This window comes from Pantoea ananatis PA13, from assembly GCF_000233595.1.
In the GTDB taxonomy this organism is placed as follows: Bacteria; Pseudomonadota; Gammaproteobacteria; order Enterobacterales; family Enterobacteriaceae; genus Pantoea; species Pantoea ananatis.
Map to the genome: position 1 here is coordinate 3,323,957 of NC_017554.1, position 16,780 is coordinate 3,340,736.

The 16,780-nt window shown below is 50.8% G+C and carries 11 protein-coding genes and 1 pseudogene; 5 read left to right on the plus strand and 7 right to left on the minus strand.

Annotated elements, in window-relative coordinates; translation table 11 throughout:
• Window positions 1-193 precede the first annotated feature (193 nt).
• Window positions 194-3,151, plus strand: a complete 2,958-nt coding sequence (locus PAGR_RS15685) for an autotransporter outer membrane beta-barrel domain-containing protein (RefSeq protein ID WP_014606338.1) — start codon at window positions 194-196, stop codon at window positions 3,149-3,151.
• A gap of 312 nt (window positions 3,152-3,463) precedes the next feature.
• Complete coding sequence (locus PAGR_RS15690) at window positions 3,464-5,038, plus strand: FAD-NAD(P)-binding protein (RefSeq protein ID WP_014606339.1); 1,575 nt, start codon at window positions 3,464-3,466, stop codon at window positions 5,036-5,038.
• Between the two features lie 135 nt (window positions 5,039-5,173).
• Here the strand turns inward: PAGR_RS15690 and PAGR_RS15695 are convergent, their stop codons facing one another.
• Genes PAGR_RS15695 through PAGR_RS15705 form a run of 3 tightly spaced genes read right to left on the minus strand, consistent with a single transcriptional unit; the run spans window position 5,174 to window position 8,946 of the window.
• Complete coding sequence (locus tag PAGR_RS15695; RefSeq protein ID WP_014606340.1) at window positions 5,174-6,193, minus strand: hypothetical protein; 1,020 nt, start codon at window positions 6,191-6,193, stop codon at window positions 5,174-5,176.
• Window positions 6,194-6,249: 56 nt separating this feature from the next.
• A complete protein-coding gene (locus tag PAGR_RS15700; RefSeq protein ID WP_014606341.1) occupies window positions 6,250-7,581 on the minus strand; it encodes a glycoside hydrolase family 140 protein in 1,332 nt (443 codons plus the stop codon).
• A gap of 15 nt (window positions 7,582-7,596) precedes the next feature.
• Window positions 7,597-8,946, minus strand: coding sequence for an MFS transporter (locus PAGR_RS15705; RefSeq protein ID WP_014606342.1), 1,350 nt, complete (start codon window positions 8,944-8,946; stop codon window positions 7,597-7,599).
• A 478-nt stretch (window positions 8,947-9,424) separates the two neighbouring features.
• Here PAGR_RS15705 and PAGR_RS15710 point away from each other — a divergent pair, with 478 nt between their 5' ends.
• On the plus strand, window positions 9,425-10,846 hold the full coding sequence (locus PAGR_RS15710) for an L-fucose/L-arabinose isomerase family protein (RefSeq protein ID WP_014593130.1): 1,422 nt from the start codon (window positions 9,425-9,427) through the stop codon (window positions 10,844-10,846).
• A gap of 275 nt (window positions 10,847-11,121) precedes the next feature.
• Here PAGR_RS15710 and PAGR_RS15715 read toward each other — a convergent pair whose 3' ends face one another.
• The 4 genes and pseudogenes from PAGR_RS15715 to PAGR_RS15730 all read right to left on the minus strand — a co-directional run bounded on the left by PAGR_RS15715 (window position 11,122) and on the right by PAGR_RS15730 (window position 15,567).
• Window positions 11,122-11,820 (minus strand): DUF1868 domain-containing protein, encoded by a 699-nt coding sequence (locus tag PAGR_RS15715; RefSeq protein WP_014593129.1) that lies wholly within the window; start codon window positions 11,818-11,820, stop codon window positions 11,122-11,124.
• Between the two features lie 348 nt (window positions 11,821-12,168).
• Window positions 12,169-12,438, minus strand: a complete 270-nt coding sequence (locus PAGR_RS15720) for a hypothetical protein (RefSeq protein ID WP_014606343.1) — start codon at window positions 12,436-12,438, stop codon at window positions 12,169-12,171.
• Window positions 12,439-12,540: 102 nt separating this feature from the next.
• Window positions 12,541-13,572 (minus strand): HlyD family secretion protein, encoded by a 1,032-nt coding sequence (locus PAGR_RS15725; RefSeq protein ID WP_014606344.1) that lies wholly within the window; start codon window positions 13,570-13,572, stop codon window positions 12,541-12,543.
• 362 nt (window positions 13,573-13,934) lie between these two features.
• A pseudogene (locus tag PAGR_RS15730) lies at window positions 13,935-15,567 on the minus strand (ABC transporter substrate-binding protein).
• A 456-nt stretch (window positions 15,568-16,023) separates the two neighbouring features.
• On the opposite strand from PAGR_RS15730, the gene PAGR_RS24030 reads away from it, so the two are divergent.
• On the plus strand, window positions 16,024-16,173 hold the full coding sequence (locus PAGR_RS24030) for a hypothetical protein (protein WP_170934918.1): 150 nt from the start codon (window positions 16,024-16,026) through the stop codon (window positions 16,171-16,173).
• Window positions 16,174-16,327: 154 nt separating this feature from the next.
• Window positions 16,328-16,765, plus strand: a complete 438-nt coding sequence (locus tag PAGR_RS15740; RefSeq protein ID WP_013024967.1) for a DcrB-related protein — start codon at window positions 16,328-16,330, stop codon at window positions 16,763-16,765.
• Window positions 16,766-16,780 lie beyond the last annotated feature (15 nt).

Consider the following 16,780-nt stretch of genomic DNA (forward strand, 5'->3'; position numbering starts at 1 on the left):
TAAAGCGTTAATCCTTAATGTTAATTCATAAGTTAACGGATGCGTTATTTAAAATATTCACATTAAAAATAATTATTTTAACAGAATGCTTAAAAAGAATGTTCCTGCCTGATGAAAAGCGATCTTCTGAACATTTAACAACCCCATTACGCTAAGAAAAACATCGATGAAATAAATGGATGAATAAATAACAATGAGCAGAACAACGCGTAAGTTTGTTATCGCTACGGTGATGAGTACGTTTGGATTAATGAATGCCCCTGCAGAGGCGGTCTGTAGCCAAGAAGGGAACAAATACACCTGTAGTGGCGCCGATCATGACACACAAAACCTGACAGGCGATGTCCTCGACGTCGTGCTGGACGGGACGTCTTACATTAATACCGATAGCGGATATGGCTTATCCGTCACGGGTTCATCCCTGACCATTACGCAGCAGGAAGGCGGCATTATCGTAGCCGATGGTTCAGGGATAAATATTGAAAATACCGGTACGGGCGACACCACGCTTAACATTTCCGGCACTGTGGTGGCGAAAAGAGCCGATGGTATTGAAATCATTACGTCCTACGAAGCAGGCGCAATCACCCTTATTCAGGAAGCAGGCACAATATCAGGGGAACAGAATGGCATCCAAACGCAGTCTATGGGAACGGCCGATACGTTTATCGCGGTATCCGGCGAGGTGAAGGGAGAATCGAATAACGGTATTAATGCCCTGAATGGCAGCACGGCAAAAAACCTCTCCATCATGCAGTCTGGCGGAAAAATAACCGGCAGATTTAACGGTATTCAGGCATCTAACCAAGGTACCGGAAACACGTCCATCATCACAACCAGTGATGTCTCAGGTGAATACGCGGGCGTTTTTGTCGATAATCATGCTTCGGCACAAGACATCCTGGTTATGCAGGCAGATGGCCGTATCACCGGGGGCCATTACGGTATCTATGCCTCCAACCACGGAATCGGTGATACCACCATCCTGACCGCGGGTAACGTCACAGGCACAAACGGTTCAGGCATTTACGTCGACAATGCTGAGAGCGCAAACAATCTGTCCATTGTGCAATCTGGCGGGAAAATAACCGGCGGTGAGCATGGTATCTACGCGAACAATCACAGTCGCGGCGATACTTCCGTTACCACCCGCGGTGAAATCGTGGGTGAAAATGGCTCCGGTGTCAGCGTCTCGACCATGGACGGCGGCGATATCGCCTTCACTCAGATTCAGGGAAAAATTTCAGGTACTCAGTCAGGCATAGATATCTTAAACCGCGAAACGGGCGCCACGACTGTGAATATATCGGGTGAGGTTATTGGCGGTAGCGTCGCAGGTATCAATACAGATTTTAGAGGTAATGACGGAAAAACTACCATCAACCTGAACCAGGGTGCGGATATTTCAGCCGCCTCAGGTATTGCAATCAGGTCTACTCATTCTGATGCAACGGTAAACCTGAATAACGGCGCCAAAGTTTCCGGACAGATTCTGTTGGGAAACGGGAATAACATCCTGAATCTTAATCAGGGTTCAGATGTAAGCGGCCTGACAGTGATAAATGGAAACGATGACGATGATCCTGAGGACAGTATCACTACCCTCAATATCAACCAGTCACTGACGGGTTCTTCTTTTTCTGAGGGGGCAGCAGGCGATGTCGCCATTCTGAACTGGAATATCATTAATGTTGGCAACGCAGCGCAGACCCGTAATGCGACGTTAACCCTTTCCGGCGATCTCAATGCAGATCAGATCACTATCGCATCAGGGGGAAGGGTTAACGTTTCTTCTGCGGTCCGGGATGTCACTCTTGCGGGTAAGGTAAATAATGCAGGCTCCCTCGATCTGGGCATTGAGCGAAACAGTAACAACAGGTTAACCATTGAGGGTGATTATTCAGGGGATAACGGCAACCTGGTCCTGAATAGCGTTCTCGAAGGTGACAATGGCACTGCTGACCGACTGATCGTCAATGGCGATACGGCCGGCCATACCTGGGTCAGTATCAATAATCTGGGCGGACAGGGAGCACTGACCGATAAGGGCATTGAAATTGTCACGGTTAAAGGTGATTCCGCCGGTACCTTTGCAAAATCAGGCCGAATCGTCGCCGGGGCCTATGATTACGATGTAGTTAAAAAAGACAGCAACTGGTTTCTTGCCAGCGAAAAAGCGTACCGTCCCGAATTTGGCAGCTATCTGGCAAATGCCCGTGCGGCCAACACGCTGTTCCATACCCGCCTCCACGACCGCCTGGGTGAAACACAATACACCGACAGGTTAACGGGCGAACAAAAAGTCACGAGCCTGTGGATGCGCCATATCGGTGGGCATAACCGCTTCAGAGATGCTTCCGGCAAACTCCATACCCAAAGTAATCGTTACGTGATGCAGCTCGGCGGCGATATCGCACAGTGGAGCCGCAATGGACTGGATCGCTGGCACCTTGGCCTGATGACCGGCTACGCCAATAACCAGAGCCGCACGCATTCTAAAGCGAATGGCTATACCTCACGTGGAGACATTAACGGTTACAGCGTAGGCCTGTACGGCACCTGGTACGCTAACCAGAAAGAGAAAACCGGGGCCTATGTCGATGCATGGATGCTGTACAACTGGTTCGATAATCAGGTTACCGGGCAAAATCTGGCGACGGAAAAATATCATGCTGATGGGATCACCGCTGCCCTTGAAACGGGCTACACCTTTCAGACAGGAGAGAGCCGCGATGGCCGCACGCGTTACTGGCTACAGCCAAAGATACAGCTTACCTGGATGGACGTGCAGGCTGACGATCACATCGAAAATAACGGCACACATGTTGTCAACAACACCAACGGAAATCTGCAGACCCGTTTGGGCATGAAGTTTTATCAGCAGGGAAATCACATCAGTGATGAGGGCAAAGATCGCACTTTCCAGCCGTTTATTGAGGCCAACTGGATCCATAACACCCATAACGACAGTGTCATGATGAATGGTATCAGCAATGCGATCACAGGCGCGCGCGATGTGGGTGAACTGAAACTTGGCGTCGAAGGTCAGATCAACGCTCGCCTGCAACTGTGGGGCAACGTTGCTCAACAACTCGGCGATAATGGCTTTAGCGATACACAGGGCACGCTGGGGATAAAATACCAGTTCTGAATGTTCGCATAATATTCCACGTGAGCCCATTACCTCAGATGTCCGGTTTTTACGTTTGGGTACCATGACAGAAACCGGCCTGAATGAACCTGTTCAGGCCGACCAGTCGCCCGACCGCACTACCAGGACAATCTGCATTTGTTGTGATGGCGTTCCACTCAGCTCCCCTTCCGCGCAGTTCTGCAATACTCGAGTAAACTTGATCATACTGGCTGAAAGGAAAAACCTGTATTGAGGCTTTGCCTGTCCTGCGGCGAGATCAAAACACGCCTTACAACCGTCCCCCATAACAATAATAAGGTGCGAACAGTGATGAAAAAGATCGCGATCGTCGGCGCTGGGCCAACCGGTATCTACACGTTTTATGCGCTTCTGGGTCATCATGTACCGATGTCCGTTTCCGTTTACGAACAGGGTGATGAGGCCGGTGTTGGCATGCCCTATAACGATGAAGAGAATTCCCGGATGATGCTGGCAAACATTGCCAGTATTGAAATCCCGCCTGTATTTATGACCTATATTGACTGGCTACGCGCCCAGAGCGACAGTCATCTCAGGCGATATCACGTCGATCCTGCCTCTCTGCATATCCGTCAGTTTCTGCCGCGTATCCTGCTTGGCGAGTATTTCCGCGATCGGTTTTTAGCGCTGGTGTCCCGCGCAACGGCACAGGGTTTCGAGGTAAAAATACATGAGCGCTGTCAGGTCACCGATCTTGAGGCCACCGATGCTGGCGTAAAACTCTGGACGCAGGGCGATACTGCCCCAGCAATATTTGATCAGGTCGTTATCGCCACAGGCCATGTCTGGCCAGACGACAGCGCCGCCACCCGCACCTACTTCCCCAGCCCCTGGTCCGGTCTGATGGAAGCGAAAATAGCGGCATGTCACGTGGGTATTATGGGCACCTCCCTGAGTGGCATTGATGCCGCAATGGCCGTGGCGATCCAGCATGGTGACTTTCAGGAAAGCGACGACGACGCGATCGCCTTCACACTGGACAAAGGCCACGAAGCCCTGAAGATCGTATTAATGTCACGATCGGGCATTCTGCCAGAAGCCGATTTCTACTGCCCGATTCCCTATGAGCCACTGAGCGTCGTTACCCAAAATGCCATCGATAACGCGATTGAGGCAGGCGCTGACGGATTACTCGATCGCGTATTTGCACTGATGGTTGAGGAGTTGGAGGAGGCTGCGCCCGCGTGGAGCAAAACGATTGATCTGAAAGCACTCAATGCCGACAGCCTTGCAGAAGCCTGGTTTGCCAACCGACATAAACAGGATCCTTTCCACTGGGCCAGCGCTAACTTGAATGAAGTCGAACGCAACAAACGCGACAGGCGCACCGTGCCCTGGCGCTATACCCTTTTGCGACTGCATGAGGTGGTTGAGGAAATCGTTCCCTTCCTTAACGAAAGCGACAGTAAACGCTTTTCAGGTGGCCTCGCTAAAGTGTTTATTGATAACTACGCGGCGATTCCTTCTCAATCCATCCGTCGACTGCTGGCCTTACGAGAGGCCGGAATCATCAGCATCCTTGCCCTTGGCGAAGAGTATGAACTGCGAAGGCAACAGCAGAAAACGCTGATCACGACTGAGGGGCAACAGCGAACGTTTGACGTGTTTATTGATGCGCGAGGGCAAAAGGCTCTTAAGACCCGCGATCTGCCCTTTGCAACACTGAAACAGCAGATCCAGCGCTGCGGCGATGAGATTCCGGATGTGGGTGACGATTATACTTTGCTGTATCCTGAATCTGCCCGTGGACGCATTGCCCTGGCCGCCCTGCCCTATTTAATGCATGACCAGCCGTTTGTGCAGGGACTTACGGTGTGTGCCGAGATCGGTGCCGCCATCGCCAGTACGCTTGTGGAATCACCTTAACGTCCCCGAAAGCGCCTGGCGTATTTTGAACCCTAGGGCAACGCGATGCCGCTATCTTGTTAACGCTGAAACGGCTGGGCGACAGCGCATCTCGTCGTCCTGCTCTGGCATCAGCCACCTGATTCGGGCACGTGATTAAGGCAGAATATGCTCTGTGATGGCGTCAGAACTCAGTTGCACCAACCCTTTGACGCCATAGTGATAACCTGTTTTATCATGTTTAATGCGGATACCGCTGATATGCGTGTCTGCATTCGCTGCGAGTATCGCCTGCGCCAGTGGCAGCACCTCGTTGCCATAGTCTTCAAACAGCTCACCGGTGACAATCACGTGTCTGATATTGTGAATCGGTGCGGTGCAGCAGATAGCAAAACAGAGCGCTCTGGCGGTGGCCAGTACCGTTGCGGGCTGGTTATCCGGATCGACAGCAAAGGCCTGCTCAATACCGCCCTCATAAGGTAAATGCACTATCTCCGGATAAAATCCGTTCTCACCCAGTACCGGCTCGCCGTGAATACATTGCCCATAGCCCAGGCTGCCAAACCCAGGCATAAACGCCACCCACGATGAGTAAGGTAAACGCTGAGCCAACTGAAAGGTGGTGCAGAACGCAATATTAAAAATCTGTGTGCTGATACACATCGCGTCTTCAATCCGTTTTTTAAGCGCCACGTTCGTCTCACTGAACAACGGGCAATAACGTACGACGCCGGTGAAATGCTCGATGCCGCCCTGCAACGCCACGCTTATTACGTTGACCTGCTGCTGACGGACATTGCCTGACAGGCATAACGCCGCAACGCTGGTGGCGATAAAGGCAACCAGGCGTTGTGGCGTTAGCAGGGCAGGCAAGGAGATCCTGTGGTGCGCCAGCGCGGGCACTTGCGTATTGAAGTCGTTTAGCATCGCCTGGAGCTGGCCTTTGCGAAGCGTAATATTGACGCTGAAAAACTGGCCCGGCGTTGCCGCCAGCAACTGTTGAGGTCGGCCAAACGCACTGTCCTTTACGTCCCGCTCCTCAATAACCCGCTCTTCCAGCAGCTGCGACGTCAATTTTGTCACGTAGGCCTTCGTCACACCCAGGCGGCGCGTCATCTCTGCCCGTGACTCGCATTCGCTGTGCAGAATATTCAATATCTGCTTCTTGTAATCCATTCACGACCCTCTGCCCGCTCTGCGCTTCTGAGCGGACAGTAACACAGTTCGCCTTATCAGGAATTTGCTCTCAACACGAGTATCCAGTCATTTCCGCTGGCGGGTGGGTCGATGTTAAGGAAGAAGGTCTCCGACATATCATTGCTCAGCCAGTTCATGATGCCATAGCGGGGATCAAACCATCCTGTTTCGAATCCCGTTGCGGCAAAGGCGCTGATATCCAGGGTGATATTTTGCTGTTGCGGAATATATACCGCTATCCAGCGCTGCTGATGATCGCGCATCACACCACAGTGGCGTTGATCGCTGGGATTAGGGTTGATAAGCAAAGATCGATCGGGAACCCGTAGATGCCAGTCAGGCAGGGATTCAATAAACCGTCGCAGGATGCCAATGGCAAAGGCGCCGGGATAGTCAAGCGCATCAAACCAGTACGGAATGGTATCGCCCTGATAAGTACTCGCTGCGCTTTCAGGTATCGCCACGGCGTCATCTTCCGGTCGGCGCATCTGCCAGAGACTGTAGCAACCATAGGTAATGCCCGCGCCCCCCGCAAAGACTGACCAGTAGCTGCTGCGGCGCACCTCACGATCGGTAAAGCGGCTGGCCTCCTGTGCACGACGGAACTGATGCTGACACATGATCGGATGGGCTTCATAGCAGGGTTCAGCATCGAGAACCGGCTTGCTCTGACGCTGGTAATCCATTTCAATGGCGCGCCACGACGGATAAGCCTCACCCATGTGTCCCGATTGCCAGACGATAAAATCATGCCAGGGCCGATCGCCCAGCATGTCCAGCGTGCTTCGCCCGCCCTGCGAGTGCACGGTCAACAGCGCATCGCCACTGCCGCCCTGTCGCAACCCTTGGGCCATATTTTCCATCAGCTGGCCTTGTTCCGGGGTTTGCACTGCACGATCACCGCCGATCATCCATATGATGCCCGTGCCTTGCAGCTTGTCACTGAGATACCGACAGAATGCCTGAACGTTTTCTGCGTTAAATAAGGGTGTTTTGGCCGCTCCCCAACTGTTGTTCGCACTCCAGTGTGACCCCCACATCGGCACCAGGGCGATATAGAGATCTCGCGAGTTGGCGATGTCGGTGACTCGCCTCAGATGATCAAAATAGGCTTCATTGGGGATCAGAGACGTTAAATCCCTAAAGGGCAGATGTCCGCCTTCGTAAGTCGGCGTCTGTAAACCGTCAAGCTCACACAGGGCAACGGCCTGAATCACATTAAAGCCTTTTTTTGCCCGATTTGTTAAATACGCTTCTGCCTCTGTCAGCGTCAGTTTGTGAAACAGCTCCCAGGCAGTACAGGCCGTATAGAAAAAGGGGCGATCCTCCTGATAAAAACTTCTGTCACGAACCGTTAGTTTTTTCATCTACCACTCCTGATATCAGAACGCTTTTTCATTGATAAATGACTGGCAGGTTTTTTCATCCAGTTTGTAACGTGAAAATATTCCGGCGGTGATAAACATGCAGGATGCGGGGAGCCAGACATAAAGGAGGTTAAACGCAGAAAGTTGATTTTCTGAAGCCGTGGTCATGAAATCGGGGTTATATCCGTACCATGCTAAGACATAACCAATAATTGCCCCACCGATCGCCATTCCGGCTTTTGTGGCAAACAACATGCCGCCGCCAATCATGCCGTTTATTCGGACGCCATATTTATAAAAGCCGTAGTCAGCCACATCCGCGACGGTTGCCCAAATAATTACGGCGATAAGTTCAACAACCAGTGTCGCCGTGACAAACAGCCCCGCATGTACCCAGACGGCTTCGGCAGAGGTAAAACCAATGATTAACGTAATAAGTCCGCCCGCGATCTGACTCCAGATCAGTAATGGAATCCGTTTTACCCGTCCGGTTTTAAGGACATATCCGGTAATCAAGGGGGCAATAATTCCGGCAATTGAACCCGCGGTAAGCAAAATACTCAGAAATGAAACAGGCAAGTTAAGCACATATTTTACAAAATACGCCGCCGCACCAAACTTAAGCGTATTCATAATCATCACCACCAGCTGTGCAGCAAAAATGATTAAAGCCTGATCGTTTTTCAACATCAGCCGTATCTGGTTGCCGACGCTGAGCGTCTGTACATCCCCCGCTGAAACGCGTTCCTGAGTATTGTAATAGCAAATTAAAACCAATAGCGTTGAGAGCAGGCCAATACCGCACATCACAACCCGATAACCCATCACCTCATTATCAAAAAGCGCAATCAACATGGGGACCAGTAAAGAACAAATTAAGTAAGAGACCTTGGCTAACGGAAAGCGAATCGTGTTTATCTGTATCCTCTCGTCACTGTCTGCTGAAATGGCTCCCAGCAGAGAGACATAGGGCACCGCCACCAGGCTGAACGCCATAACCAGCATGATATAGGTGGTGTAGGCATAAATGATCCGGCCGGTTTCACCCAACTCGGGTGAAAGGAAAACGGCTGCGCAGCTAAGCCCATAAGGCACAGCGAACCATAATAGCCAGGGGCGGTAACGGCCATGTCGAGAACGCGTGCGATCGGCCACCACGCCAATTAATGGATCGCTTATCGCATCAATTAAGCGCGTAATCAGAAATAAGGTTCCCATTACTGCAGGGCTGAGCTTGAATACATCGGTGTAATATATCGACAAAAACATCATGGTCATGCCCATGAAGATATTTGCTGAGGTATCCCCAAGCCCGTAACAAAATTTTTCGCGAAAACTCACTTTTAATGGTTTATGTAATTCCATTCCAGCATCCTCCCGCATTAATAAAGGACGCCAACCATATAAAAACAGGGAACAGAAACAAACTGCATTAAGTTTCTTTTGTGAACTTAGTTCAATAAAAAACAAATCACACCTTCAAAAATACATCAATATTTAAGTTAATTAATTAACGCATCTCGATAAAACATCTCTTCATACCTCTAACCACCAACAACCAAAAACACTATTAAAGATAATAGTAACTGCCAAAAACCACGCCTTATTTGCGGCATACACTCCATTTAAAAAAACAAAAATAGACAAAAACAGGCATCACGAACAATGTGAGAATGAATTAATAAAATCAAACTCACCCGATAAGAAAAGCGTCCACTTGAATGGTTTGCACAGATCACACCATCTGTAAAAGCCAGAACAAAATAAACAACATCATTAACAATGATGAAATTTTAAAACATCAAAACACCCATAATAAACCTATGCATACCGGAGAAAAATCATGTCAAGAATACCACATCAATTAACCATGGCCGTTATTATCGCTAACCGGGGGTTCTTCCCCGGATACGTCGTCAATGAGGCGCGCGAGCAGATTATTGAGGTGTTTATTCAGCACGATATCAATCCGGTAATGCTCGATGAAACCCAGACCCGCTACGGTGGCGTTGAAACACGTGCAGAAGCCAAAATATGTGCAGCATGGTTACGCGCTCGTCGTGACGATATTCATGGCGTGGTGGTATTGCTTCCCAATTTTGGCGATGAAAAAGCCGTTTCAGAAGCATTACGTCTTTCCGGACTTAATGTTCCTGTGTTAATTCAGGCCCAGCCAGACCGCCTGGACAAGATGCATCTCGCCAGTCGGCGAGACAGTTTTTGCGGCAAAATCTCCCTGTGTAATAACCTGCGTCAATATGACATTCCCTTCACCTTAACCACCCAGCACGTGAGTGACTTAGCGGGTGAATCTTTTGCCCGGGATATAAGCCGGTTTAAGCAGGTTTGCCGGGTGGTCAGCAGCATGCGCGGCGCGCGAGTGGGCGCAATTGGTGCGCGTCCTGCTGGTTTTAATACCGTTCGCTACAGTGAAAAATTACTTGAAAGGCTGGGCATCGCCGTGGAAACCCTGGATTTATCGGAGGTGTTCAGCAGAATGAAACGGTTAGGCGACAGCGATATTCGTGTCGATGAGAAGCGCCGCCTGCTGCTGGATAATGCGCATGTCAGCACGATGGCTTCAGATAAAATCACCCTCATGGCAAAGTTGTTCGTGGTCATCGCTGAATGGGTTATAGCTGAAGACATTGATGCCACCGCCATCCAGTGCTGGACCTCATTGCAGGAAACGCTCGGTATTAACGCGTGCTCTGTGATGAGCGTGATGTCCGGTCAGTTACTGCCCAGCGCCTGTGAAGTCGATGTGATGGGCGCATTATCCATGTATGCCCTTGCCAGTTGCAGCCTGAGTCCGGCCTCCATTGCCGACTGGAATAATAACTACGGCGACGATCCAGACAAATGTGTGCTGTTTCACTGTGGCAACTTTGCCACAGCCTCTTTGGAGGACGCCACAATGGGCACCGCCAATATTATTGGTCATCGCGTCGGCAACGAAAATACCTGCGGTGCCGTTCATGGCAGAAGTAAAACTGGCAACATCACCTTCTTCCGACTGAGCTCAGACGATCTGAGGGGAGAAATTAAAGCCTATGTGGGTGAAGGCGTCGCCGTGAACGATCCGCTAGATACCGTTGGCTGTCGTGCGGTCATTGAAGTGCCGCAGCTGGAACGCTTGCTGGCGTGGATTTGCCGTAACGGCTTCGAGCATCACGTAGCCTTTAACCACGCATCCTGCGCAGAAGCTTTGCATGAAGCCTTTACCCGCTATTTGCAGGTTGGGACGCATTTTCATTGCCAATAAGGTTGATGTTAAATCAAGGCGGTTTGGTACATTCACCGATGAGCCCCTTCATTTCTGGTAAGAATCTGATGGGGCCGGTTTAAAATATATTCACGATGAAAAGACCAAAATTATGGCTATCGCTTTCTCCTCTCCTACCTGTCTGCCCGGGCCAGGTAAGTCACTATTATGAAGACAATATTTTAACCAAGAGGCTCTACGCTATTGAAGTTAACAGCTCAAAAGCGACAAAAGTAAAAGCAGAACAGTAGAAATAATGAATCCAGTTTGTCGGGCTATTCCAGCCTTAACAACGGCGTATACCGAGACATATCCCTGAAGGTACAAAACTCAGGCGCACCCAGCGTCATCACCGGCGCAACCCGCAGCAGCTTTTCCAGATATCCGGCTCTTAAAATTTGCAGCAGGCGCAACTCCTCATCGTTCGGTTTATTGATGAGATAAGAGACACTGACATGAAATTCGTAGACATCATGATTATTTCGTTTGCAGTTAAGCGTGCGGCTGAGCGCATCTCTGAGCGACCGTATTTTGCGCTCTTCCGCCCTGTCCAACGGCGCCAGCGACAGCGAGACGCCACGTTTTAAGGCAATGGCCCCAATGCGCATCTGCAAAGGTAACGAGGGCATGAGCCTGAAATTTGCCAGCTTCGCCGCGAACAGCCGATCGCACTCTTCCATCGACGCATCAAGATTCAGGTCTTGTGGCCAGGCCGGATAGTGCCGTGCCCGGTCATTGGCACCGTTAAACACCGTCATATGGTAGCTCGACTGCGGCAGAAATGCGTAACAACGCCCCAGCCCTGCGGCTTTCATTGCATCAACCATTTCGCCAGTCACACGGACGATTTCACTGTCCTGTTCGAGATGACAAATCAGCGTGTTGCCTCTGAATGGCAGTACCTCACCTTTGGCGTTAAATTTTTCACCGATGGCATTTTCTATCCATCCTTCCTGCTCCAGCACTTCTGACATGATTCAGGCTCCCGCGCGCTCGAGATGGCTTTCCTGAGACGATTACTCTCTAAGCTGGCATAACCAGGCGATATGATGACGTGCTTCAGGAACGCTCTTTGTGACTGCCGAACCACAGCATAAAGCATGATTGTGACCGTTATCAGGCAGCAGGAGCGATGGAAAATCAGGACAGCGGGCTGGCTTTAATACAGAACAGGCAAAAAAGACATCCGAATGCGTTTTATGAAGCCATCATGGGCACAAAGCAGATAATTAACAGGTTGGTTTCTCACCGCTGTCGGGTTTGAGCCTGGCCTTTTTTAACCAGGCGTTGTGCCCCGCCGCCTGCGGATATCCTCAAGCGGGCTATTTTTTCCGTAACAGAAAAACAGCAATGGCGGTAAGCACGCCCATCAGTGGCATAGCGATCGCGCCCGAGAAGAAGTCGTGATGATCTTTTTGATTGCTTCGACGAATATCAGCAAAGCGGTTAAGTGCCCGATGCTTGTCAGTTGCACTCGCCTCTTCGAATTGCTTTTTATAGCCCTTATCTTCTAACTGAGAACCACCGTCCGCATCATGTCTTTCCAGCACGACGGTGTGCTGACCTTTTTGATAGAAACAGTAATCTGGCATTTTGCGCTTCGCCTGAAAGAAGAGGAGAAATGACTCTATCCTGCTGCGGTTGATGTTGTAAATACCTCTCCCCCCTCACGCTTCAGCCACCAGCCTGATGGGTTACACATTATGCGCTGATACCGAATGATGCCCACTGTTGAAGGAATTACCAGACTGGGCATTTATGGTCTGAAAATGCGCTCCGCCAGGGTTGTCTCTGTGCATGCCGGCTACTGGCTTATCGGATATCAATCTGGTGGTCGCGGTTTGCTGACTGTTGGCTTCACCAGCCTGACTCGATTGCTCCCCTGTCATCCTGTTGTCAGCCTTCGCGATAACAGATTTCACTGAACCGTCAGAAGGCATATAGAGCGCCTGCTGCAGGATAGTTTCATTTTGTGACAGGTTCTCATCCACCTGCGCCAGCTGACGACGCAGGACGTTAAGCTTTACGGATGTGGCTAGCGGTATTTGAAGCTGTTGGTCGTTCAAAACGTTTAACTGCTGGCGGGCACCATACTGTTGCTGTAACAGCGCACGGTACTGGCTTTCATAGCCCCATACCGTCGATTGCTCCTGCTCAAACTGAAGCGTGGAGATGTATCCCTTTGCTAACAGCGGTCGCCAGGTGTTGACCAGCTTCTGAGCCATACCTATTTGCGCCGATTCAATTTTAATCTGGTCCGCCAGTTGCTCAAGTTGCCCATTCAGCATGGCCTGCTGGAAGCGGCTGTCGCTGACCTGTTGCAGAGCAAGCTGCTGGGTGTGATCGATGTCCTGCAGCAGACTGCTCTGCTCAAGCTTCAACTGCGCACTGACGAGCCGAATTTTTTCCGCAGCTAACCGGGTCTGGGCTGAGGCAAGTTCAAGCGAAGCGGCGGTCAGCGCGGGCTGGCCCTGGCTGTTCTTCCCCTGCTTAACCGTGCCGCCTGCAGGCGCATTGAAGGCCACAGGTTGTGGCTGCGCGGCCTGTCTGGCGGCTGACGGGCGCACGTGAAGCGGATGGCTTTGAACGAAATAAATGACGGTTATTGTCCCAACAACGAGTGAAACCAGGTTCCGGCGAAGCAACAGTGCCAACGGGGACAGGGTTTCACCGCACTCAGCGCCGGATGATTCAACGATCTGTTTCTTAAAAAATGGGTTTTCCATTTTTATACCTTCAATAATGACGTATGGATATTACCGGGCAAGGCGCCATGTAACAGATGTTTTGTGAGTGCGGTTAATTCAAGGCTAATCGGGTAACGGATTCCCCTCTGCGCTTAACATCCCATTTCCTTGTGCCGTTTTAAAACAGAAGAACATTTCCAGTCGTTACCTTTTGCAAGCGAGTTTCAATCTTTCGGGTTTGCTGTGTCAGAGAACGGCTTTGACTGCATATGAAGGGACGTTTTACGGCGCTGACAGAAAAAGCGGGGGATGTCACCAGGCTCGCTGGGGCCAAAAGCTGGCCCCAGCGAGCAAACAGCACTCAGCAGTTCGGTTACGTCAGAAACGTACCGGCGCGCGTTTTATTTAACAAGATAAAGGTCCTTGGTGTAATAGAAACCCAGATGCGATGGGGCATAGCCGCCGACCTTTGGACTGACCATCTTGTTGAGCGCACCATAGAAAACCGGAATAACCGGCGCATCTTTTGCAATAATGTCGCTGGCTTTCTGGTAATCCTGGGTTACGGCGTTTGGATCGGTATCCATTCCCGCGGCTTTTACTGCCGCATCAAACGCTGTGCTGTCATAACCTGAGCTATTCTGACTGTCGCCACTGCGGAAGGTATTTAAAAAAGTAGAGGGCTCACTGTAGTCACCAATCCAGGTGTAGCGCACCAGATCATATTGCCTCTGATGCATGGTATCCAGCATGGTTTTCCATTCCTGATTTTGCAGCGTGACCTTCGCACCTAACGTTTTACCCCACATGGAAGCAGCGGCAATCGCGATACGTTGGTTATCCTGATTGGTGTTGTAGAGCAGGGTAAAACTCAGAGGATGGCTGGCTGAAAAACCGGCTTCGCTGAGTAACGCCTGAGCTTTTTTGATGCGCTGCGCCTGCGTCCAGCCAGCCCAGTCTGGCGGAGACAGTTTGACGTCCCCCATTGATAATGGCACAACGGTATAAGCCGGTTTCTGTCCCATGCCGATAACCTTATCGGCGATGATGCCTTTATCCAGCGCCAGGTCCAGCGCCTGACGCACGCGGACATCGGTAAAGGGTGCCTTGTGCGTATTTATCTGGAAATAGAACACGCTATAAATAAATAGAGGTGCTGTGTACTTCTTTGGGCCGCTCTTTTTTCATTCGAGGGAAATCAATGGCGGGAATGCTGTCCGTAATGGTAATGCCGCCGGCCAGGTAGCGGTTAAGCTCGGCAGAAACATCATTAATCGGTAAAAACGTTACGCGATTAATTAGGGTATGCGCGTTATCCCAATAGCGATCGTTACGGTTCAGCGTGATTTTTTCATTAACTACCCACTGATCCAGCTTATAGGCACCGCTGCTGACCATGTTGCCCGGCCGGGTCCAGGCCTCACCAAACTTTTTAACGTTATTTTCGCTGACCGGAAACAGGGAAGGATGGGCAACAAACTGCAAAAAATAGGACACCGGCTGATCCAGAGTAACCTGCACGGTGTGCGCGTCTAAGGCTTTAACGCCCAGGCTGTCAGGCGGGCTTTTACCGCCCGTCACCGCATCAGCGTTAAGGATATGCGCATAGTTAGCAAAGGATGCATAAGGCGATGCCGTTTTGGGATCGGTCAGACGACGCCAGCTGAAGACAACATCTTCAGCTGTCAGCGGCGATCCGTCTGACCATGTCAGGTCAGGACGAAGATGAAAGGTCCAGACTTTGTTGTCGGCCGTGTCCCACGAAGCAGCCAGTCCCGGTATGACTTTGCCCTCTGGATCAGTCCGCACCAGCCCTTCAAACAGGTCGTTAATAACTGAAAAGGCATCGTTGGTTTCAGCTTTATCAACATCCAGGGTAGCAGGCTCGGCTCCATTGCCCCGCACGATCTCCTGCACGGGAGCCAATGTCACACCATTGGGTACGTTTGCCCCAAAGGCCGCCGTCGAGCACGATAACCCCGTGATTATTACAGACAACCCCATACGGGCAACATATAAACGGCTTACCGACATTCGTCCAACTCCTTTCGCATTGTTTTAAGGTGACTTCACCCCATCAGCACTGCAATTTACAGGCCAGAGATAAGGGTAAGCGCCACGCCAGCCTGCACCCGATCTGAGACTAAAACCGCGTTGTATTGCACAGTTCTGATGCAAGGAGCCGGCGTATCCGCTCAAAAACAGCGCCGCTGTAATCTGCATATGTTCATTTTCAGCTATCAGACATAACGATGTTGCCTGCGTGAATAACTGTCGTGGTTCGTTTATCAGGGAAGCGGGAATATTCGGAAAGGTGTTCTCAGGATTAAACGCGTGCGACAAGGCCAGAACATGGGGCTGCGACCGGTTTTCGCTGCTGAACGCCCCGATTAACGGAACTTTTACGCTATCCTGCCGGGTCTTTTTCATCTGCCACACACTTGTACAAGCAGGGCTTGATATAGTCATTCATATCAATCAGGAGCCTGTATGAAAAAAGTGATTCTGTTCGTTATCGCGTTAGCAAGTGTTTCTGCCCTTTCGGGTTGTGTCTGGCCATTCTGGAGCCCTGGAGGCGATGGCCCGGGACATATGGGCCCTGGCGGCGGCGGTGGGCCTGGCGGCGGTCCACACAGGTAACACATGATGGCCTCACCAGGAGGCCATTGTTTGCATCGCGATCAGGATTATTCTGACATTACATTTACGCCCTCTCTCTGCGCATGCCTTTGCTGGAGATTCGCCGCTTTTCATGACAAACTTGAGCACATCTTAAGGATAGGGAATCTGCACGATGTCAGGCTCAAACATCGCTTGTCTGTTTACTGAAGGCCAAATCACACTGCCTGATGATTATCAGGACCGCACGGTTAACGCTTTCACCGCCTCTGATGCCACTGCTCCCGCTTTTAATATTTCACGCGATACGCTTAACGAGGGTGAAACGCTGCCTGCGTACATCGACCGTCAGCTCACGCTAATGCAAAAACACATAAAGGGATGGAAACAAACCGAACGTAGCGCTGCGGTATTGGGTGACGCGCTGCTACAGGGTGAATGCGTACACGCCAGTTTTCTGCGTGACGGCAAACGTATCTGGCAACAGCAGTCGGTCTTCACGCCCGATGGTCACAAAGTACTGGTCTTTACCATGACCTCTACGTCCGCCATTGGTGACGCGGACAGCGAACAGTTTCAGGCACTGCTTAAAAGTTTTCGTTTTAACGCTTAACGACAAGGGCAATTA

What these genes read in the sequence shown, in the direction of transcription:
- PAGR_RS15695 (WP_014606340.1), bottom strand. Translation starts at nt 6,193, where the DNA reads ATGGATTACAAGAAGCAGATATTGAATATTCTGCACAGCGAATGCGAG.
- PAGR_RS15725 (WP_014606344.1), bottom strand. Translation starts at nt 13,572, where the DNA reads ATGGAAAACCCATTTTTTAAGAAACAGATCGTTGAATCATCCGGCGCT.
- PAGR_RS15740 (WP_013024967.1), top strand. Translation starts at nt 16,328, where the DNA reads ATGTCAGGCTCAAACATCGCTTGTCTGTTTACTGAAGGCCAAATCACA.
- PAGR_RS15685 (WP_014606338.1), top strand. Translation starts at nt 194, where the DNA reads ATGAGCAGAACAACGCGTAAGTTTGTTATCGCTACGGTGATGAGTACG.
- PAGR_RS15710 (WP_014593130.1), top strand. Translation starts at nt 9,425, where the DNA reads ATGTCAAGAATACCACATCAATTAACCATGGCCGTTATTATCGCTAAC.
- PAGR_RS24030 (WP_170934918.1), top strand. Translation starts at nt 16,024, where the DNA reads ATGAAAAAAGTGATTCTGTTCGTTATCGCGTTAGCAAGTGTTTCTGCC.
- PAGR_RS15715 (WP_014593129.1), bottom strand. Translation starts at nt 11,820, where the DNA reads ATGTCAGAAGTGCTGGAGCAGGAAGGATGGATAGAAAATGCCATCGGT.
- PAGR_RS15700 (WP_014606341.1), bottom strand. Translation starts at nt 7,581, where the DNA reads ATGAAAAAACTAACGGTTCGTGACAGAAGTTTTTATCAGGAGGATCGC.
- PAGR_RS15690 (WP_014606339.1), top strand. Translation starts at nt 3,464, where the DNA reads ATGAAAAAGATCGCGATCGTCGGCGCTGGGCCAACCGGTATCTACACG.
- PAGR_RS15720 (WP_014606343.1), bottom strand. Translation starts at nt 12,438, where the DNA reads ATGCCAGATTACTGTTTCTATCAAAAAGGTCAGCACACCGTCGTGCTG.
- PAGR_RS15705 (WP_014606342.1), bottom strand. Translation starts at nt 8,946, where the DNA reads ATGGAATTACATAAACCATTAAAAGTGAGTTTTCGCGAAAAATTTTGT.